Origin of the sequence: Sphingobium naphthae (genome assembly GCF_043589935.1) — a bacterium.
Classification (GTDB): Bacteria; Pseudomonadota; Alphaproteobacteria; order Sphingomonadales; family Sphingomonadaceae; genus Sphingobium; species Sphingobium naphthae_A.
In genome coordinates, this window is sequence record NZ_CP171454.1 from 2,774,685 (window position 1) to 2,792,910 (window position 18,226).

The following is an 18,226-nucleotide window of genomic DNA, read 5'->3' on the forward strand; positions in this document are numbered from 1 at the left end:
GCGATGATCGCGCCGGGCTTTGCGGGCGTGGAAACCCAGCTGTGGGTCTGGCTGATCGCCATGATCCGGCCGGGCGCCGCCTTCATCGCCGCGCCCGTCTTCGGCGCGCCCGCCGTGCCGCTCCAGCTGCGCCTGATCCTGGCGCTCGCGCTCGGCCTCGCCGCGCTCAACAGCGTCACCATCCAGCTGCCGCAGGACGGCGTCGCCAGCATCCAGGGCGTGCTGATGGTCGCGGGCGAAGTGCTGGCCGGGCTCGCCATGGGGTTCGCGGTCCAGATCGGCTATGCCGCCGCCTTCGTCGCGGGCGAAACGATCGGCAACGCCATGGGCCTCAACTTCGCCGCCATGGTCGATCCGTCCTCGGGGCAGGGGACGCAGGTGCTGGGCCAGTTCCTCTCGATCCTCGCCACCTTCCTGCTGCTGGGCATGGACGGCCATCTGCTGCTCGCCAGCTTCGTCGTGCAAAGCTATGTCGCGATCCCGCCCAGCAGCGGCATATTGGACAATGACACCATCTGGCGGCTGATCGAATTTGGCGGATCGCTGCTGGGGATGGGCGTCACCGTGGCGTTGCCTGTCGGCTTCGCGCTGGTGCTGGTGCAGATTGTCATGGGCATGTTGTCGCGCGCGGCGCCTTCGCTCAACCTGTTCGCGGTCGGAATGCCGATGGCGATGATGGCGGGCCTGATCCTGCTCGCTATCGCTGCCCCGATCATGGCCGAAGGCATGACCGCTGCGCTCAAGGCGGGCCTTACCGAAGCCGGCCACATCGCGGAGGGCCGCTGACATGGCGGGCGGCAGCGAGGGCGGCGAAAAGACCGAGAAACCGACAGCCAAGAAATTGCAGGACGCCGCCAAGAAGGGCGACATCCTTCAGTCGCGCGAACTGGGCACGGCGCTGGTCGTCATGGCCGGCATCGGCTGTCTGGCGGTCATCGGCCCGTCGCTGATCGACGCGCTGCGCGACATGCTGGTGGAGGCGCTGCGCATCCGGCGTGAGGACATTGTCGACTTCTCGCCGGCCAAGCGCGGGCTCGACCTGCTCGCCAGCATCGCGCTGCCGGTCGCGGGCGTCATGCTCGCCACCTTCCTTGCCGCCATCGCCGCGCCCGCGCTGCTCGGGTCGCTCGGTTTCCGGCCCGGCGCCTTCGCGCCCAAGCCGGAAAAGCTCAACCCCCTGTCGGGCCTCAAGCGCATCTTCGGCATGCAGGGCCTGATCGAGCTGTTGAAGTCGATCGCCAAGGTCGGCCTGCTCGGCAGCATCGGCGTCTGGCTGATCTGGGACCGGCTGACCGAAATCACGGGCCTGGGCAAGGCGGGGATCGCGCCCGCCATCGCTGATGTCGGCAGCATCTTCATCTTCACCTGCCTCGTCATGGCGGGCGGGCTGTTCCTGATCGCCGGGATCGACGTGCCGGCGCAGATCATGCAGCGGGCCAAGCGGCTGGGCATGACCAAGCAGGAAGTGAAGGACGAGCACAAGGAAAGTGAAGGATCGCCCGAGCTCAAGGGTCATATCCGCCGCCGCCAGTTCGAAGTGCTGAGCGGCTCCACGCGCAAGGCGGTGGCCGAAGCCAGCGTCATCATCACCAACCCCACCCATTTCGCGGTCGCGCTGCGCTATCGTCCGGGCCAGGACGCGGCGCCCGTGGTGGTCGCCAAGGGGTGCGACGCCATTGCCGCGTCGATCCGTGACCTCGCCGACACGCACGGCGTGACCGTGCTGCAATATCCCGAACTGGCGCGCGCCATCTACTTCACCTCGCGCGCCGGCCATATCGTCAACGAAGGGCTCTACATGGCGGTCGCGACCGTGCTCGCCTTCGTGTTCCGCGTCGAAAACCGCATGGCGAGCGAGATGGATCGCCCCTTCATCACCGTTCCCGACGACCTGCGCTTCGACGCCGAGGGCCGCAAGCTCTGACATCGCCGCACCTGTCGGTTTCGCTGTCGGAAAAACGCCACGTAAAATTTTTCGCCCTCGCGCTAAAGCGGCAGGACGCCGATCCGTTCTCTGTTCACGGGGACGCCTGAGGGTGGTGCGTCATGGACGATTATGTATCGCGAACTGAATTGGCGCCAGTCGACCGGACGGTCCTGCGCGCCTCTTCGCCTGTGTCCTCGGTTTCCTCGGTCGCGGCCAGCCGGACCAAGGATGCGCTCGCCCAGGAAAAGCGCAGCGGCACGCCGCAGCCCGACCTGACGCGCAGCAATCAGGAGGAACTGGCGAGCCTGGCCGAATATGTCGAGGTGCACGCCCGCATCGCCGAAATCCTTGCCGACCTGGACGCCGGCGCGACCGATGTCGCGCAGGCGCAGGATGCGGTGCAGGCGATGATCCCAAAGCCCATGGTGCTCGTGCCGCTGCCGCCCGCCAGCAAGGAAGCGGTCGAACATGCCGCCGACGTGGCCCGCCGGATCGTCGAGCGCGCCGCCCATGCCCATGTCGGCCAAGCGCATCTCAAGCGCGCGACGGTCGAGCAGATCGCGACTTCCGCCGGCTGATCCGCCGGTTCGACGCCACTCCGCTGTCTGTCGCCGCCGCCTGCGAAAATCTTTCCTAAAGGTCTTCCCGCTACCGCCGTTCTACCCTCTTGAAAGGACGGCCAATGACTTCGGTAGGCAGCAGCATCTTGACGGCGCTCGGCGCGGGATCGGGGATCGACACGTCCTCGCTCGTCTCCAGCCTGGTCAGCGCGACGCGCGATCCGAAGGAGTCGGCGATCACGACCCGCCAGTCGCTCAACACCTCGCGCATTTCGGCCCTCGCTTCCGCGATCAGCTCGCTCGACACCTTCGCCGATGCGCTGACCGAAGTTCTTTCGGGCGCGGACTATACCGGCGTCGCTTCCTCCAACGACACCAGCATCGCATCGGTCACGCTGCTGAGCGGCGGCAGCCCGGCGGGCCTGCCCGCGCAGCTGACCGTGGACCAGCTGGCGACCGCGCGCGTCCTGTCGTCCAGCACGACCAGCGGCGCGACCGGCAGCAGCGCGGTCGGCACCGGCAGCTTCACCATCACCAATGCGGCGGGCGAAGCGACCACCATCACGATCGACTCGACCAACAACAGCTATGCCGGCCTTGCCTCCGCGATCAATGCGGCTGGCGCTGGCGTCACCGCTCGCGTCGTCACCGACGCCAACGGCACCCGGCTGGTGTTCAAGGGCGAAACCGGCGCGGCCAATGACTTCAGCATCAGCACCACCGCCGACGACAGCGGCAGCGTGCTGGCGGGCCTTGGCTGGAGCGGCGCGGACAGCGCGACGATGACCAGTTCCTCGGCGCCGCAGAACGCCAAGATCACGCTCGACGGCGTCGCCTATGAATATGCCAGCAACACCATCGACGACGCGATCGAATATCTGCGCATCGACCTCAACAAGGCGTCGCCCGGCGCCACCGTGACCCTGTCGATGACGCAGCCCACGGCCGGTCTGTCCGACCTGCTCAAGGAATTTGTCGACGCCTATAACACGCTGATGACCGCGCTCAACACCGCGACCGCGACGGGCGTCGACTCATCGAGCGCGGGCGTCCTGAACGGCGTATCGGGCGTGCGCGACATGAAGCGCCAGCTCGCCGCCATCACGTCGACCCAGCTGGGCAGCACCGGCACCTACAAGACGCTGGCCGACATCGGCGTCGCCACCAATCGCGACGGCACGCTCAGCCTCGACACCGACATGCTCGCCAAGGCGATGGAGGCCGATCCCGAAGGCGTGGCCAATATGGTCAATCCCAAGGTGTCGACCACCGCCAATCCTGGCCTCGCCAGCCTGATGGACAGCGTGCGCGACAATATCGAGAAGGATGACGGCCCGCTCAAGCTGGCGCAGGAGCGCTACGAGGCGCTGTCCGAGGATTTCACCGAGCAGCTTGAAAAGCTCGACGAACAGATGGCCGATTATGAGGAGCATCTGACCACCATCTACGCGGCGATGGAAACGCGCCTCAGTGCGCTCAAGGCGACGCAAAGCTACCTCGAGCAGCAGATCGAGGTCTGGAACAACAGCGACAGCTAATTCGGGACGGAAGACGACGATGTTCTACAATCAGGGTTATGCAGGCGGTTCGGCGGCGCGGCGTTATGCGGCGGTCCATTCTGGCAGCCGCACCGAAGGCGCCACGCCCCATGGGCTGGTCAAGATCCTGTTCGACGAACTGCTGCTGGCGCTGGACGCCGCGGCGCTCGCCGAACGCCAGGGCGATCGCATGAAGGTGTCGGACAAGCAGGCCCGCGCCATGTCGATCCTCTTCGCGCTCGAATCCAGCCTCGACTTCGACAAGGGCGGCGACGTCGCCACCGGCCTGGCGCAAATCTATCGCGAGGCGCGCCGCCTGCTGCTCGTCGGCGCCAAGGAACGATCGGCCGACCCGGTCGACCAGGCCCGCGCCATCGTGGCGGAGATCGCCGACGCCTGGAGCCAGATCGGTTAAGTCCAGCGTCGCGCGGCTGGCCCGGGCGGCGGGGTTGCACCCCCTTCCTGGCGCCTGTATAGGCGATGCTCGCATGAGGGCGGCCCGGCGGGGCCGCCTTTTTGCGTTTCGCGCACATCCGCGCACCTGACGATGCGAACATCAGTCCAGAAAGGGAAGGCCCATGTCGATTACGCCGCTCATGCCCGTTTACCCCCGGTGCGATGTGCGTCCGGTGCGAGGCGAGGGCTGCTATCTGATCGGTGAGCGCGGCGAGCGCTATCTCGACTTCGCCAGCGGCATTGCGGTCAACCTTCTGGGTCATGGCCATCCCAAACTGGTCAAGACCATCGCCGACCAGGCCGCGACGCTGATGCATGTGTCGAACCTGTATGGCATGCCGCTGGGCGAGCAGTTCGCGCAGAAGCTGGTCGACAATAGCTTTGCCGACACCGTGTTCTTCACCAATTCGGGCGCCGAAGCGGTCGAATGCGCGATCAAGACCGCACGCCGTTATCATTATGCCAATGGGCAGGCGCATCGGCACAAGCTGATCAGCTTCGACAACGCCTTCCACGGGCGGACGCTGGGCGCCATTTCGGCCACCAGCCAGCCCAAGATGCGCGACGGCTTCGAACCGCTGCTGCCCGGCTTCCAGGTCGTGCCGTTCAACGATCTCGACGCCGCGCTGGCGGCGGTGGACGACAATACGGCCGGTTTCCTGCTGGAACCCGTGCAGGGTGAGGGCGGCGTGACACCGGCGACGCAGGCGTTCATGACCGGCCTACGCCGCGCATGTGACGAACAGGGTCTGCTGCTGGTGCTGGACGAGGTGCAGTGCGGCTATGCCCGCACCGGCACCTTCTTCGCGCATGAACAATATGGCGTGACGCCCGACATCATGGCAGTTGCCAAGGGGATCGGCGCGGGCTTCCCGCTGGGCGCCTGCCTCGCCACGGAAGAAGCGGCCAAGGGCATGACCTTCGCCACTCATGGCACCACCTATGGCGGCAACCCGCTCGCCATGGCGGTCGGCCTGACCGTGATCGAGGAAGTGCTGGCCGACGGCTTCCTCGACCATGTCAACGCCATGGGTGCGCGCCTGCGCGCCGCGCTGGAGCAGCTCATCCCCAATCATGACGAGATGTTCGAGGATGTGCGCGGCATGGGCCTGATGCTCGGCGTCAAGATGAAGGACGGCTTCGACGCCCGCACCTTCGTTGGGCATCTGCGCGATCATCATGGCCTGCTGACGGTGTCGGCGGGGCAGAATGTGCTGCGCGTGCTGCCGCCGCTCCTCATCGAGGAAAGCCATATCGCCGAAGCCATCGAGAAAATCTCCGCCGGCGCGCGGAGCTTCGCGGAAGCCAAGGCGGCTTAAGACACTCCTCTAGATTCCGTTCGGTTCGCGCTCGTCGGGAATCGTTCTTGCTACGCTTTCTCGACTTCGCTCGAAGGCTGCTCGAACCGAACGGAGGATGGAGAAAAGGGGAAACCCATGACCAAGCATTTCCTGAATCTCTCCGATGCCGGCGGCGACGCGATCGCCGCGATGATCGCCGACGCCATCGACCGGAAGGCCGCGCGGGCGGGCAGTCCCAAGGGGCAGGCGGACGCCGATGCGCCGCTAGCCGGCCATACGCTGGCGATGATCTTCGAGAAAAACTCGACCCGCACCCGCGTCAGCTTCGACATGGCGATCCGCCAGCTGGGCGGCACGTCGCTGATCCTGGATGGCGCGACCAGCCAGCTGGGCCGCGGCGAAAGCATCGCCGACACCGCGCGCGTGCTATCGCGCATGGTCGACGCGATCATGATCCGCACCGACGATCATGCCAAGGTCGAGGAAATGGCGCATTACGCCACCGTTCCGGTCATCAACGGGCTGACCGACCTGTCCCATCCCTGCCAGATCGTCGCGGACCTGCTGACCGTGGTGGAGCATGGGCTGGCGCTGCCGGGCAGCCAATGGGCGTGGCTGGGCGATGGCAACAATGTCCTGCACTCGATCGTGGAAGCCGCCGGACTGCTGAAGTTCGATGTCCGCATGGGCATCCCCGAAGGCTATGACCCCGATCCGCGCTTCTCCCAGGCTGCCCGCGCGGCAGGCTCCGCGATCACTCTGACCCGCGACGCGGCAGAGGCGGTGGCGGGCGCGGACGTGGTCGTCACCGACACCTGGATTTCCATGGGCCAGGCCCATGCCGACGCAAAGCTGGCGGCGATGATGCCGTTCCAGGTGACGGCGGCGCTGATGGAAGGGGCCAGGTCAGGCGCCAAATTCCTCCATTGCCTGCCCGCACATCGCGGCGAGGAAGTGGTGCCGGAGGTGATCGACGGCCCGCAGTCGCTGATCTGGGACGAGGCGGAAAACCGCATCCATGCCCAGAAATCGGTGCTGCTCTGGGCACTGGGCCGGCTTGGTTGAGTTTCCGGGCAGGCTTCCTATCTAGGCGGCCTGCCCGCATCGCTGGATGCTGAACCCTTGTCCCGGCGTTCGCGCGCCGGCCGCCGGAGCATAGTTTTGACGCCTGCCGCCAATCTCGACCAAGCCATTGGCTTCACCATCCCGCAGCGCCATGCGCGCGGTCGCCTTGTGCGGCTGGGGCCTGTGCTCGACGCCGTGCTCGCCGCCCATGCCTATCCCCCCGCGATCGAGCGGACGCTGGCGTCTGCGCTGGTGCTGGCCGCGCTGCTCGGCAGCACGCTCAAGCAGGAAGGCGGGCAGCTGACGCTGCAGGCGCAGACCGACAATGGCGTCATCGGCCTGCTCGTCGCCGACTATAAGGATGGCGCCCTGCGCGGCTATGCCAAGTTCGACGCCGACCGCCTGGCGGAACTCGGGCCTGACCCGTCCTTGTTCGGCCTGTTTGGCAAGGGCTATCTCGCCATCACCTTCGACCTTGCCGAAACCGGCGAGCGCTATCAGGGCATCGTGCCGCTGGAGGGCGAATCGCTGGCCGATGCGGCCGAACATTATTTCTTCCAGTCCGAACAAATCCCCAGCGTCATTCGCATCGCGACGCGTCATGACGCGGGCGAAGGCTGCGTGGCGGCCGGGCTGCTGCTCCAGCATCTGCCCGAGGGCGAGGCGGGGCGCGAACGGCTGCATGTGCGCCACGATCATCCTGAATGGGAACATGTGCAGGTGCTGGCTGAAACGCTGCGCGCCGAAGAACTCACCGACGCGGCGCTGCCGCTGACCGACATTCTCTGGCGTCTCTTCCATGAAGAGGAAGAGGTGCGCGTGACCGAGGCCGCGCCGCTGGCCAAGGGGTGCCGCTGCGATTTGGCGCATATCCGCGATGTGATTGGTCGCTTTGCGGCTGACGAGCGGGCAGAGATGGCGGGCGACGATGGCGTGATCGGCGTGGATTGCGCCTTCTGTTCGCGCATCTTCCCGCTGGCGCTGGACAGTTTCGCCACCCATTGACGCGCAGCCACCGGCCGCTGGTGTGAATTGAGGCCGGCTGTGGCTTTTGCGCTATCAAATTGCCGCAATTGGTCGGCAAGACGGGAGTCATTCTCCCAAGGACTCGATCTGGATCATGACAAAGGCAGGATTGCGCGCGCTATGCGCCGCGACAGCGTTGATCGGCGGGGCGAGCATCGCCCACACGGCCCCGCCGGCGGAACGGCGGGCGCCCGGCGCCCAGGCGCTGCGCGCGCTGCAGCCGGGCGAATGGGAAGTGCGCGGCCGTGGCGAAGATGCGCAGACGCGCCGGCTCTGCATCAGCGACCTGCGCCAGTTGCTGCAACTGCGGCATGGCAGGGCGCTTTGCCCCAGCTTCACCGTCGCCGATACGCCCCATGCGCTGTCGGTCACCTATGATTGCGCCGCCGCCGGCAATGGGCGTACCGATCTGCGCGTCGAAACCGTCCGCCTGGTGCAGATCCGCTCGCAGGGCATCGCCGATGGCGCGCCCTTCGCCTTCGATGCGGAGGGTCGCCGTCTTGGCCCCTGCCGTCCCTGACCGCGCCGTGCGCTCGCTTGCGCTCGCGCGCCGGGAGGCGTAGCGCGAAGCCATGGTTGCCAATGAAGGAAAATTCGCTGTCGTCCTGCTTTCGGGCGGGCTCGATTCCATGGTCGCGGGCGCATTGGCGCGCGAAGCGGGCTATCGCATCTTCGCCCTGTCGATCGACTATAACCAGCGCCATCGCGTCGAACTGAACGCCGCCGCCCGGGTCGCGCAGTCGCTCAACGCCATCCGCCATATCGTCCTGCCGCTCGACCTGACGGCGTTCGGCGGTTCGGCGCTGACCGCCGACATCGCGGTGCCCAAGGGCGGCGTGGGCGAAGAGATACCGGTCACCTATGTGCCCGCGCGCAACACCATTTTCCTGTCGCTGACGCTGGGCCTGGCCGAAGTGGCCGGCGCGAGCGACATCTTCATCGGCGTCAACGCGCTCGACTATTCGGGCTATCCCGATTGCCGGCCCGAATTCATCGACGCCTTCCAGACGATGGCGACGCTCGCCACCAAGGCGGGGGTGGAAGGGCGGCCGATCCGCATCAACACGCCGCTGCAATATATGACCAAGGCGGACATCGCGAAGGAGGCCTACCGGCTGGGCCTCGACGCGGGGATCAGCTGGTCCTGCTATGATCCGACGCCTGACGGCAAGCATTGCGGGCTGTGCGACAGCTGCCGGTTGCGCTCCAAGGGTTTCGCCGAAGCGGGCCTGGTCGATCCCACCATCTATGCCGTGCAGCCGCCCAAGGCATAACCGATGAGTTATGCGGCCAAGGAAATGTTCCTGACCCTGCAGGGGGAAGGGGTCCAGGCCGGGCGGCGCGCCGTGTTCCTGCGCTTTGCCGGCTGCAATTTGTGGAGCGGGCGCGAGCAGGACAGGGCCAGCGCTGTCTGCCGGTTTTGCGACACGGATTTTGTCGGCACCGATGGCCTTGGCGGTGGCAAGTTTGCCGACGCCGACAGGCTGGCCGACGCCGCGCTCGGCTTCTGGGGCGAAGGGGTGGAAGGGCGCTACATCGTGCTGACCGGCGGCGAGCCGATGCTGCAGGTGGACGATGCCCTGGTCGATGCGCTGCATGATCGCGGCTTCACCATCGCGATCGAAAGCAACGGCACCTTGCCCGCCCATCCCGGCATCGACTGGATCTGCATCAGTCCCAAAGCCGGCAGCGACGTGGTGCAGCGGTCCGGCCATGAATTGAAGCTCGTCTGGCCGCAGCCGGGGGGTGGCCACAGCCTGGCCGACGTCGACGCGATGGCGGGGTGGGCCTTCGACCATCACCTGATCCAGCCCCTCGATGACGCCTGCGCCCCCGACAACGCCCGCGCCGCCATTGCCCTGGTCATGGACCGCCCGCAATGGCGGCTGACGGTGCAGGCCCATAAATATCTGGGGTTGCGATAGAAGGGCTTCGAGAGCTTCCGATGTCGCGGCAGGTCCGCATGGCCCCCGGCAACGGCGGCGGGAAAGCGCCGCGTTTGACCCGGTTCAGGGTGGCTCAAAATAGCCATTCGGCGCTCGCTCACCTGCCAATGCTTGCAGGAGCGGATGTTTGATTTGCTGACAGGGTGCTATCGCCAGATCGCTCAACGCGCCGCAGATGATCGTAGCGGGGCCCTGCGTCGCTGGCTGAAACGCGTGCTTGTTAACCGAGCAGCCGCTTCAGCCACGCGTCCACGAGTCCCGTGCCCGGATAATCGGCTTCGCCCAGCGACCGGTTGATCTCCATATGGCCGCGCAGCCCGCGTCCTTCCAGCGCGTGCAGTTCGGCCGGGGTGCCCGCGGCCTGCAACGCCGCGGCCAGCGCATTGGCCTGCGCCGTGCCGTCCGCCCGGTCGACATGCAGGATCAGGAAGGCGGGCGCATTCGGCGTCGCTGCCTGCAGCGTAGGGGAAAGCGCCCTTTGCCGCGCCGCGTCGGTGCCGAACGCCTGCTCATAGGTGCTCGCCATCACGCGATTGCCCTCCTGCATCTGCCGCGGCACGTCATAGGCCGCCCCGTCCAGCGCGATCACGCCCCTGACGGCATCGGGCTTCAGCCCCGCCTTGGTCAGATAGCGCATGTCGGTGCCGACCAGAGCGACCAGATGCGCCCCCGCGCTATGCCCCATCAGCACGATGCGGTTCGGATCGATGCCCAGCGCCGGCGCCTGTCCGCGCAGATAAGCGAGCGCGTCGGCCACGTCCTGCGCCTGCTGCTCCACTGTCGCGTCCGGCACCAGCCGATAGTTGATCGACGCGAAGGCATAGCCAAGGCCATTATAGTGGCTCACCTTGGCCGCGCCGGTCGCATTGTCCTTGCTGCCGCGCTTCCATCCGCCGCCATGGACGAAGAGGATGAGCGGCGCCTTGGCCGTTGTGCCGGGCCAGAAGTCCAGCGTTTGAAGCGCATTGCTGCCATAGGCCATGCTGCGCCCGCCCGGCGCGCTCTGCTGTCCCTGCTCCAGCTTGGCGCGCCATCTCTCGCGCAGCGATTGCGCATCGGCCGCTCCCGCCAGCAGCAGCGTCGGAATGAGGATCAGGGAAAATCGTGCGCGCATGGGGTCTCGCCTTTCTTGCCTCCTCTCATCATCCGCCCGCGGCGATCCGGCGTAAAGCCAGGCCGCTGTACTAAAGTGTAACCGCGCCAGCCTTGACGCGGTCGCCGCGCGGGGCTAACGCGCGCCCCGCAAAGGACGCCCGTGACAGCATGGCGCGTCCATCCTATCCCACCGGCATGCCGAGTCCCGTCGAAGGGCATGGCCGGTCCGCGCGGCGGGCGGAGGAGTGTATCCATGGCAAATGTCACCGTGATCGGCGCCCAATGGGGTGACGAGGGCAAGGGCAAGATCGTCGACTGGCTGTCGGAGCGCGCGGATGTCGTCGCGCGGTTCCAGGGCGGCCACAATGCCGGCCACACGCTGGTGGTGGGCGACAAGGTCTACAAGCTGTCGCTGCTCCCTTCGGGCATCGTGCGCGGCACGCTGTCGGTGATCGGCAATGGCGTGGTGCTCGATCCCTGGCATTTCCGCGACGAAGTGGCCAAGCTCAAGGGGCAGGGGGTGGACATCACGCCCGACAATCTCCAGATCGCCGAAACCTGCCCGCTGATCCTGCCTTTCCACCGCGACCTCGATGGCCTGCGTGAGGATGCAAGCGGGGCGGGCAAGATCGGCACGACCCGGCGCGGCATCGGCCCAGCTTATGAGGACAAGGTCGGCCGCCGGGCCATCCGCGTGTGCGATCTGGCCCATCTCGACGATCTTGGCCCGCAGCTCGATCGCCTGACCGCCCATCATGACGCCTTGCGCGCCGGCTTCAACGAAGCCCCGATCGACCGCGCCGCGCTGATGGCCGAACTGACCGAGATCGCCGACTTCATCCTGCCCTTCGTCAAGCCCGTCTGGCTGACCCTCAACAAGGCGAAGTCGGAAGGAAAGCGCATCCTGTTCGAAGGCGCGCAGGGCACGCTGCTCGACATCGATCATGGCACCTATCCCTTCGTCACCTCCTCCAACACCGTGGCCGGCACGGCGGCGAGCGGCACTGGCCTTGGCCCCAGCGGCGCCGGCTTCGTGCTCGGCATCGTCAAGGCCTATACAACGCGCGTCGGATCGGGCCCCTTTCCGTCGGAACAGGAGAATGACATCGGCCAGCGCCTGGGCGAGCGGGGCCATGAATTCGGCACCGTCACCGGACGCAAGCGCCGCTGCGGCTGGTTCGACGCGGTGCTGGTGCGCCAATCGGTCGCCGTATCCGGCGTCACCGGCATCGCCCTTACCAAGCTCGACGTGCTGGACGGGTTCGAGGAACTGCAGATCTGCACCGGCTATCGCATCGGCGATCGCACGTTCGACTATCTGCCCGCCCATGCGCAGGACCAGGCGCGCGCCGAGCCGATCTACGAAAGGATCGGCGGCTGGAGCGAAACCACCGCCGGCGCGCGCAGCTGGGCCGATCTGCCGGCACAGGCGATCAAATATATCCGCCGGATCGAGGAGCTGATCGGCTGCCTGGTCACGCTCGTCTCCACCTCTCCCGAACGCGACGACACCATCCTTGTCCGCGATCCCTTCGCGGACTGATCGCCATGGCGGGTGAACGCTTCGAACGGCACAAGCAGCCCTGGACCGCGGACGAGATCCAGAAGCTGCACAGTCTTGCGAAGAAGGGAATGGCCCTGAAGGCCATCGCCAAGGCGCTCACGCGCAGCGAGGAGTCGGTCAAGGCCCGCGCCAAGCAGGACGGGCTGTCGATCGCCAAGCTCAGGTAGCGGCCGGGGGAGGGTCCTTCTCCCCCGCCGCGATCACTGTCGCCGCCACCAGGTCGCCGGTGACGTTGAGCGCCGTGCGGCACATGTCGAGGAAGCGGTCGACGCCCAGCACCAGCCCGATGCCGGCCGGGGGCACGCCGACCATCCCCAGGATCATCGCGACCACCGGCAGCGACCCCGCCGGCACGCCCGCCGTGCCCACCCCGCCCAATATGCACACCAGCATCACCATCACCTGCTGCGTCAGGCTGAGCTCGACATGGAAGAATTGCGCCAGGAAAATGACGGTGATGCCTTCGAACATCGCCGTGCCATTCTGGTTGGCGGTGGCGCCGATGGTGAGGACGAAGCGGGAAATGCGGCGGGGCAGGCGCAGATTGTCCTCCGCCACCCGCAGCGCGGTCGGCAGCGTCGCATTGGACGATGCTGTGGCGAAGGCCATGACCGTCGCTTCCTGCACGGCCGCGAAGAAACGCAAGGGCGATCGCCGCGCCAGGAACAGCAGCAGCAGCGAAAACACGCCGAACATCTGGATGCCCAGCGCCAGCAGCACCACGCCGACATAGGCGGACAGGCGCACCAGCAGGTCCCAGCCGAACTGCGCCGCCAGGTTGAACATAAAACAGGCGATGGCGATCGGCGCCAGGCGGATGACGATGCCGATGAGGCGCATCGTCACCTCGAACAACCCTTCCATGGCGGTCAGCAGGATGCGCGACTGCTCCGTCTGCACCAGCACCAGGCCGATGCCGAAGAAGAGGGCGAAGACCATGACGGCCAATATGTCATTGTCGGCCATCGCGCCGATGACATTGTCCGGGATGATCCGCAGGAAGGCATCCATGCCGCTCGGCGTCCCGGCGCTGCGCGCCAGGATCGCCTGGGCGCCCTGGCCCGCATTGGCCAGCATGGCCTGCGCGTCGGCCGGATCGACGCCCGCGCCCGGGCGCAGCAGATTGACGATCAGCAGGCTCAGCGCCACGGCGATGCCCGACACGACCAGCGTGTACAGCAGCGTCCGCACGCCCACGCGCTGCAGCGAGCGCAGCTCGCCCATTTCGGCGATGCCCACGATCAGAGCGGACACCAGCAGCGGGATGACCAGCATGAACAGCAGGCGCAGGAATATCTGCCCGACCGGGCCTGTCACATAGCGCGTGACCTGATCCACCCAGGCGGCATCCGGCGCGGCGATATAGGTCGCCAGGCCTAGTGTCAGCCCGATGACGAACCCGGCCAGCATCTGCCATTGCAGCGCGCGAGCCGCCTTCTTCCTGCGCTCTTCGGCCCTGTTGCTGCTCAGGTCGCTGGTCACGCGGCGGCTCCGCTGGGGATGGTGCAGGACTAACGTGTCGATGTTGCTGCGGTTGCCGCATGCATGACATTTCGTTTCGCCATAACATCGACGGAGCATTTGCGCCGCGGAGTGCGTTGCGCCTTTTCATTGCCGGAGACGTTCATGATTGTTGATCCCGTTCCCAGTTTGCGCCGCATTGCGTCCGAAATATGGAAGCCGCTGACCGCTCTCTTCTTCTGGGATTGCGCGGTGACGGCGACTTACTATCTGCTGCCCTTCCATGCGCCCGAGCTGCCGCTCACCATCTTCGGCTCGGCACTGGCGTTGTTCCTCGGTTTTCGGTCTAACAGTTCCTATCAGCGCTGGTGGGAAGGGCGCATATTATGGGGCGCGATGATCAATGCGTCCCGCAATATCGCGCGTGCCACGCGCAATTTCCTACCCGATCCGCAGGCACGCGAGCTGAAGCGGGAAATCGTCAAGCGGCAGATCGCCTATGTGAACGCGCTGCGCTGCCAGCTGCGTCGTCAACCCATCGGCGAAGATGTCACCAAGTTCCTGGAGGAGCAGGACAAGGGCAAGGCGCTGGCCCGCGTCAATGCCGCCAATGGCCTGCTCGACAGCACCGGCCGTCGGATCGACATGGCCCGGCGCGAAGGCATGATCGACACCATCCAGCAGACGCAAATGGAGGCCGTGCTGGTAGACATCGCCAATGCCCAGGGTGGCATGGAGCGCCTGAAGAACACGCCGCTGCCGGTGCAATATCGTTTCCTACCGACCATCTTCACCCACATTTTCTGCATCGCGCTGCCGATCGGGCTGGTGGAGACGCTGGGCCTTGCGACCCCGCTCGGATCGACAGTGGCGGGACTGATGTTCATGGCGGTGCTGCGCATCGGCGATGATCTGACCGATCCCTTCGCCAACACCGTGCATGACGTGCCGATGACGGCGATGTGCCGCACGATCGAAATCGACCTGCTGCAAGCAATCGGCGACCCGGCGCCGGAGCCGCACAAGCCGGTCAAGGGCGTGTTGTGGTGATCGCGCCGCCCGTCACCTGGCCTGTGCGCCGGGCGGCGGGCGTGCAGCGCCTTCCTATCCCTTGCGCGCTTCGTCCACCATGTCGGATGCCAGTTCCAGCCCGGCGCGGCCATGGGCTGATGTGTGCGCCGGCGCCTTGGGATGGGGCACATAGTCGGGCTCCTCGACCTCCAACATGCCTTCCCATTTCGTTATGACCGCCGTCGCGATGGCGTTGCCCAGAACGTTGGTCGCCGTGCGCCCCATATCCATGAAATGATCAACCGCCAGAATGAAGGCGATGCCTTCGACCGGCAAGTCGAACTGGCTCAGCGTCGCGGCCACGACGACCAGGCTGGCGCGCGGCACGGCGGCGATGCCCTTGCTCGTCACCATCAGCACCAGCAGGATGGTGATCTGCGTCATGATCGGCAGGTCGATGCCATAGGCCTGGGCGATGAAGATGGTGGCGAAGGTCGCATACATCATCGACCCGTCGAGGTTGAAGCTGTAGCCCAGCGGCAGGACGAAGCTGTAGATGCGGCGCGGCACGCCGAATCGGTCGAGCTGCTCCAGCATCTTGGGATAGGCCGCCTCGGACGAGGCGGTGGAAAAGGCGATCAGGATCGGTTCGCGAACATAACGGATCAGCTTGATCATCCGCTTGCCCAGGAACAGCGATCCAGCCAGGAACAGCAAGATCCACAGGCAGAAGATGGCGATGTAGAATTCGCCGACCAGCGCGCCATAGGTCCGCAGCACGCCCAGCCCCTGCACCGTGACGGAGGAGGCGAGCGCGCCGAACACCGCAAGCGGGGCGACGCGCATGACATAGCCCGTCACTTGCAGCATTAGCTCGACCATCGCCTCGATCACCGTGACGATCGGCTTGCCCTTGTCGCCGATCGCGGTCAGCGCGACGCCCACGAATAGCGAGAAGACGACGATCTGCAGGATCGAATTTTCCGCCATCGCGCCGATCATGGACGTCGGGAAGATGTGGAGGACGAAGTCGCGGAAATTGAGCCCTTCGGTGCTGACGCCCGCATCGACGCCCGATCGCACCAGGTTCAGCCCCGCGCCCGGCTCGAAGAAATTGACGAAAAGAAGGCCCAGGCTCAGCGAAATGAGGCTCGCGATGATGAACCAGGCGAGCGCCCGCCCGCCGATCCGGCCCAGCGCGGCGCTGTCGCCCATGTGGGCGATGCCCGCGACCAGCGTGGAAAAGACCAGCGGCGCGATGATCATCTTGATGAGGTGGAGGAAGATGTCGGCGAGCAGGTGGAAATAGCCGGCCACATCCTTCGCCGTGGCTTCATCGCCTCCCACCCAGAGATTGGCCACGAAGCCGGTCAGCACCCCCGCGACCATGCCGATGAGGATGAACGCCGTCAGTCTGTTTCGCATCAAATTCCTCTAAGGCCGCCCGCGAGCGCGCCCCCGCCTTATTTTACGTCTGTCAGGCGCAGACACCTAACAGGCGCATGGCCGCGCGGCAATTGCGCGCGTCCAGTCGCATGAGGGAAGACGAAGCAGGGCCGTCTTTCCGCGCCCGCTTTTTCCGCTCGGTCAGGCGCTAACGGCATTTGTCAGGGATAGAGCAGCCCTTCGCGCCAAGCGTCGCCATCGCGCTCGAACAGGCGGCGTTCATGCAGGCGATGCGCGCGATCCTGCCAGAATTCGATGCGTTCGGGCGTGACGCGAAAGCCCGACCAATGCGGCGGGCGCGGCACCGGGCCGCCTTCGAAACGGGCGCTCACCTCCTCGAACCGGTCCATGAAGACTTGCCGGTCGGGCAGGGGGCGGGACTGGTCGGACGCCCAGGCGCCCAGCTGACTGTCGCGGCTGCGGCTCGCGAAATAGGCGTCGGCGGTCGCGTCATCGACCGCGCCGATCGCGCCCTCGACGCGGATCTGACGGCGCAGCGACTTCCAGTGGAACAGCAGGGCGGCATGGGGATTGTCCAGCAGTTCGCTGGCCTTGCGCCCCTCGAAATTGGTGTAGAAGATGAAGCCGTCCCGCCCATGTCCTTTCAGCAGCACCATCCGCACCGACGGGCGTCCGCGCGCGTCCGCCGTGGCCAGCGCCATGGCGTTGCTGTCATTGATCTCGGTTTCGCGGGCCTCGGCATACCAGGCGTCGAACAGGGCGAAGGGGTCGGTCATGCGCTTCTTCTAGGCAGGCGATCGCAGCCTGTCGATATGGGCGCTACCAATGGACATGGGCTGCATCCGCGTCTTGAATGTGCGCCCAGCATCGTCCACATAGGTGTCAAGTGATGCTTTTTTGCAACAGGTAGGATGAATGGCCGATCCCTATTCCACTCTGGGCGTAGCCCGCAGCGCCAGCGAGGCGGAGATCAAGTCCGCCTATCGCAAGCTGGCCAAGCAACTGCATCCCGACCGGAACAAGGACAATCCCCAAGCGGCGGAGAAATTTTCCGCCGCGACCAACGCCTATGATCTTCTGTCCGACAAGGACAAGCGCGCGCGCTTCGACCGGGGCGAGATCGACGCGGAGGGCAATCCCACCGCGCCCTTCGGTTTTGGCGGCGGGGGCAATGGGGGCTTTCGCGGCGGTGCGGGCGGCCAGTCCGCCCATTTCGACTTTGGCGAGGGCAGCGCGGATTTCGGCGATATTTTCGAAGGGCTGTTCGGGGGCGCGGGCCGCCGGGCCGGTGGCGGGGCGGGCTTTGGCGGCGGCTTTGGCCGGCAGGCCCCGCCGCAGAAGGGCGCCAATGTCGCCTATAGGTTGGCGGTGCAGTTCACCGACGCCGCGACACTGGCGCCCCAGCGCATCACGCTGCAGGATGGCAAGACCATCGACCTCAAGCTGCCCGCCGGCGTGGAAACCGGCACGCAGATGCGCCTGTCGGGCAAGGGGCAGGCGGGGCCGGGCGGCGCGGGCGACGCGATCGTCACGATCGAGGTGAAGCCGCATCCCTTCTTCACGCGCGACGGCGACAATGTGCTGCTCGACCTGCCGATCACCTTGGATGAGGCGGTGAAGGGCGGCAAGGTCAAGGTGCCGACCGTTGACGGCCCTGTCATGCTGGGCGTCCCGGCCGGCGCGTCCTCTGGCAAGACGCTGCGCCTGCGCGGCAAGGGCTTTTCCGGCAAGGATGGCCGCCGCGGCGACCAGCTGGTGACGCTCCAGATCGATCTGCCCGCCGACGATCCGGCGCTCGCCGCCTTTGTCGAAGGCTGGACCGACAACCGCGCGGTGCGCGCGTCGCTGGGGGTGTAATGCCCGGCGCGG

The 18,226-nt window shown here is 66.2% G+C and carries 19 protein-coding genes; 15 read left to right on the forward strand and 4 right to left on the reverse strand.

The annotated features are described in order from the left end of the window. Nucleotides 1–3: 3 nt before the first annotated feature. The 11 genes from fliR to queE all read left to right on the forward strand — a co-directional run bounded on the left by fliR (nucleotide 4) and on the right by queE (nucleotide 9,798). The gene (fliR, locus tag ACGGKE_RS13780; RefSeq protein ID WP_228166062.1) at nucleotides 4–786 is read left to right on the forward strand and encodes a flagellar biosynthetic protein FliR; all 783 of its coding nucleotides are present in this window, start codon (nucleotides 4–6) and stop codon (nucleotides 784–786) included. A 1-nt stretch (nucleotide 787) separates the two neighbouring features. Beyond that, complete coding sequence (gene flhB, locus ACGGKE_RS13785; protein ID WP_394438727.1) at nucleotides 788–1,924, forward strand: flagellar type III secretion system protein FlhB; 1,137 nt, start codon at nucleotides 788–790, stop codon at nucleotides 1,922–1,924. Nucleotides 1,925–2,115: 191 nt separating this feature from the next. Continuing rightward, a complete protein-coding gene (locus tag ACGGKE_RS13790) occupies nucleotides 2,116–2,505 on the forward strand; it encodes a hypothetical protein (RefSeq protein WP_394438728.1) in 390 nt (129 codons plus the stop codon). 104 nt (nucleotides 2,506–2,609) lie between these two features. Then, nucleotides 2,610–4,025, forward strand: coding sequence for a flagellar filament capping protein FliD (gene fliD, locus ACGGKE_RS13795; protein WP_394438729.1), 1,416 nt, complete (start codon nucleotides 2,610–2,612; stop codon nucleotides 4,023–4,025). 19 nt (nucleotides 4,026–4,044) lie between these two features. Next, entirely contained in the window at nucleotides 4,045–4,440 is a 396-nt protein-coding gene (gene fliS / locus ACGGKE_RS13800) for a flagellar export chaperone FliS (protein WP_228166058.1), read from the forward strand. Between the two features lie 163 nt (nucleotides 4,441–4,603). After that, nucleotides 4,604–5,800, forward strand: a complete 1,197-nt coding sequence (locus ACGGKE_RS13805; RefSeq protein WP_394438730.1) for an aspartate aminotransferase family protein — start codon at nucleotides 4,604–4,606, stop codon at nucleotides 5,798–5,800. A gap of 117 nt (nucleotides 5,801–5,917) precedes the next feature. Further along, a complete protein-coding gene (argF, locus tag ACGGKE_RS13810) occupies nucleotides 5,918–6,847 on the forward strand; it encodes an ornithine carbamoyltransferase (RefSeq protein ID WP_394438732.1) in 930 nt (309 codons plus the stop codon). A gap of 96 nt (nucleotides 6,848–6,943) precedes the next feature. Beyond that, entirely contained in the window at nucleotides 6,944–7,852 is a 909-nt protein-coding gene (locus ACGGKE_RS13815) for an Hsp33 family molecular chaperone HslO (RefSeq protein ID WP_394438733.1), read from the forward strand. A 115-nt stretch (nucleotides 7,853–7,967) separates the two neighbouring features. Then, nucleotides 7,968–8,393 (forward strand): DUF3617 domain-containing protein, encoded by a 426-nt coding sequence (locus tag ACGGKE_RS13820; protein WP_394438734.1) that lies wholly within the window; start codon nucleotides 7,968–7,970, stop codon nucleotides 8,391–8,393. A 52-nt stretch (nucleotides 8,394–8,445) separates the two neighbouring features. Next, nucleotides 8,446–9,147, forward strand: a complete 702-nt coding sequence (queC, locus tag ACGGKE_RS13825; RefSeq protein WP_394438735.1) for a 7-cyano-7-deazaguanine synthase QueC — start codon at nucleotides 8,446–8,448, stop codon at nucleotides 9,145–9,147. A gap of 3 nt (nucleotides 9,148–9,150) precedes the next feature. Then, complete coding sequence (queE, locus tag ACGGKE_RS13830; protein ID WP_394438736.1) at nucleotides 9,151–9,798, forward strand: 7-carboxy-7-deazaguanine synthase; 648 nt, start codon at nucleotides 9,151–9,153, stop codon at nucleotides 9,796–9,798. A gap of 241 nt (nucleotides 9,799–10,039) precedes the next feature. Here queE and ACGGKE_RS13835 read toward each other — a convergent pair whose 3' ends face one another. Beyond that, nucleotides 10,040–10,933: an alpha/beta fold hydrolase gene (locus ACGGKE_RS13835; protein ID WP_394438737.1), complete on the reverse strand. Its 894-nt coding sequence runs from the start codon at nucleotides 10,931–10,933 to the stop codon at nucleotides 10,040–10,042. Nucleotides 10,934–11,167: 234 nt separating this feature from the next. On the opposite strand from ACGGKE_RS13835, the gene ACGGKE_RS13840 reads away from it, so the two are divergent. Both ACGGKE_RS13840 and ACGGKE_RS13845 read left to right on the forward strand, forming a co-directional pair. After that, nucleotides 11,168–12,457: an adenylosuccinate synthase gene (locus tag ACGGKE_RS13840; RefSeq protein WP_394438738.1), complete on the forward strand. Its 1,290-nt coding sequence runs from the start codon at nucleotides 11,168–11,170 to the stop codon at nucleotides 12,455–12,457. Nucleotides 12,458–12,462: 5 nt separating this feature from the next. Continuing rightward, a complete protein-coding gene (locus ACGGKE_RS13845; RefSeq protein WP_228164751.1) occupies nucleotides 12,463–12,645 on the forward strand; it encodes a hypothetical protein in 183 nt (60 codons plus the stop codon). Here ACGGKE_RS13845 and ACGGKE_RS13850 read toward each other — a convergent pair. After that, entirely contained in the window at nucleotides 12,638–13,888 is a 1,251-nt protein-coding gene (locus tag ACGGKE_RS13850; RefSeq protein WP_394442031.1) for a dicarboxylate/amino acid:cation symporter, read from the reverse strand. The genes ACGGKE_RS13845 and ACGGKE_RS13850 overlap by 8 nt on opposite strands. 216 nt (nucleotides 13,889–14,104) lie before the next feature. Between ACGGKE_RS13850 and ACGGKE_RS13855 the strand changes: the two genes are divergently transcribed. Next, the gene (locus ACGGKE_RS13855; RefSeq protein WP_394438739.1) at nucleotides 14,105–14,989 is read left to right on the forward strand and encodes a bestrophin family protein; all 885 of its coding nucleotides are present in this window, start codon (nucleotides 14,105–14,107) and stop codon (nucleotides 14,987–14,989) included. 54 nt (nucleotides 14,990–15,043) lie between these two features. On the opposite strand, the gene ACGGKE_RS13860 is transcribed toward ACGGKE_RS13855, so the two are convergent. Both ACGGKE_RS13860 and pdxH read right to left on the reverse strand, forming a co-directional pair. Further along, nucleotides 15,044–16,375: a dicarboxylate/amino acid:cation symporter gene (locus ACGGKE_RS13860; RefSeq protein ID WP_394438740.1), complete on the reverse strand. Its 1,332-nt coding sequence runs from the start codon at nucleotides 16,373–16,375 to the stop codon at nucleotides 15,044–15,046. A gap of 182 nt (nucleotides 16,376–16,557) precedes the next feature. Further along, complete coding sequence (gene pdxH / locus ACGGKE_RS13865) at nucleotides 16,558–17,133, reverse strand: pyridoxamine 5'-phosphate oxidase (RefSeq protein WP_394438742.1); 576 nt, start codon at nucleotides 17,131–17,133, stop codon at nucleotides 16,558–16,560. Between the two features lie 139 nt (nucleotides 17,134–17,272). Here pdxH and ACGGKE_RS13870 point away from each other — a divergent pair, with 139 nt between their 5' ends. Further along, nucleotides 17,273–18,214 carry a DnaJ C-terminal domain-containing protein gene (locus ACGGKE_RS13870; RefSeq protein ID WP_394438743.1) on the forward strand — a complete coding sequence of 314 codons (942 nt, stop codon included), beginning with the start codon at nucleotides 17,273–17,275 and terminating at the stop codon, nucleotides 18,212–18,214. Nucleotides 18,215–18,226: the final 12 nt, after the last annotated feature.

Bases quoted from the DNA above. Each gene is read 5' to 3' on its own strand.
- fliR (WP_228166062.1), top strand. From the start codon at position 4: ATGATCGCGCCGGGCTTTGCGGGCGTGGAAACCCAGCTGTGGGTCTGG.
- flhB (WP_394438727.1), top strand. From the start codon at position 788: ATGGCGGGCGGCAGCGAGGGCGGCGAAAAGACCGAGAAACCGACAGCC.
- fliD (WP_394438729.1), top strand. From the start codon at position 2,610: ATGACTTCGGTAGGCAGCAGCATCTTGACGGCGCTCGGCGCGGGATCG.
- fliS (WP_228166058.1), top strand. From the start codon at position 4,045: ATGTTCTACAATCAGGGTTATGCAGGCGGTTCGGCGGCGCGGCGTTAT.
- ACGGKE_RS13805 (WP_394438730.1), top strand. From the start codon at position 4,604: ATGTCGATTACGCCGCTCATGCCCGTTTACCCCCGGTGCGATGTGCGT.
- argF (WP_394438732.1), top strand. From the start codon at position 5,918: ATGACCAAGCATTTCCTGAATCTCTCCGATGCCGGCGGCGACGCGATC.
- ACGGKE_RS13820 (WP_394438734.1), top strand. From the start codon at position 7,968: ATGACAAAGGCAGGATTGCGCGCGCTATGCGCCGCGACAGCGTTGATC.
- queC (WP_394438735.1), top strand. From the start codon at position 8,446: ATGGTTGCCAATGAAGGAAAATTCGCTGTCGTCCTGCTTTCGGGCGGG.
- queE (WP_394438736.1), top strand. From the start codon at position 9,151: ATGAGTTATGCGGCCAAGGAAATGTTCCTGACCCTGCAGGGGGAAGGG.
- ACGGKE_RS13835 (WP_394438737.1), bottom strand. From the start codon at position 10,933: ATGCGCGCACGATTTTCCCTGATCCTCATTCCGACGCTGCTGCTGGCG.
- ACGGKE_RS13840 (WP_394438738.1), top strand. From the start codon at position 11,168: ATGGCAAATGTCACCGTGATCGGCGCCCAATGGGGTGACGAGGGCAAG.
- ACGGKE_RS13845 (WP_228164751.1), top strand. From the start codon at position 12,463: ATGGCGGGTGAACGCTTCGAACGGCACAAGCAGCCCTGGACCGCGGAC.
- ACGGKE_RS13850 (WP_394442031.1), bottom strand. From the start codon at position 13,888: ATGCTGGCCGGGTTCGTCATCGGGCTGACACTAGGCCTGGCGACCTAT.
- ACGGKE_RS13855 (WP_394438739.1), top strand. From the start codon at position 14,105: ATGATTGTTGATCCCGTTCCCAGTTTGCGCCGCATTGCGTCCGAAATA.
- ACGGKE_RS13860 (WP_394438740.1), bottom strand. From the start codon at position 16,375: ATGCGAAACAGACTGACGGCGTTCATCCTCATCGGCATGGTCGCGGGG.
- pdxH (WP_394438742.1), bottom strand. From the start codon at position 17,133: ATGACCGACCCCTTCGCCCTGTTCGACGCCTGGTATGCCGAGGCCCGC.
- ACGGKE_RS13870 (WP_394438743.1), top strand. From the start codon at position 17,273: ATGGCCGATCCCTATTCCACTCTGGGCGTAGCCCGCAGCGCCAGCGAG.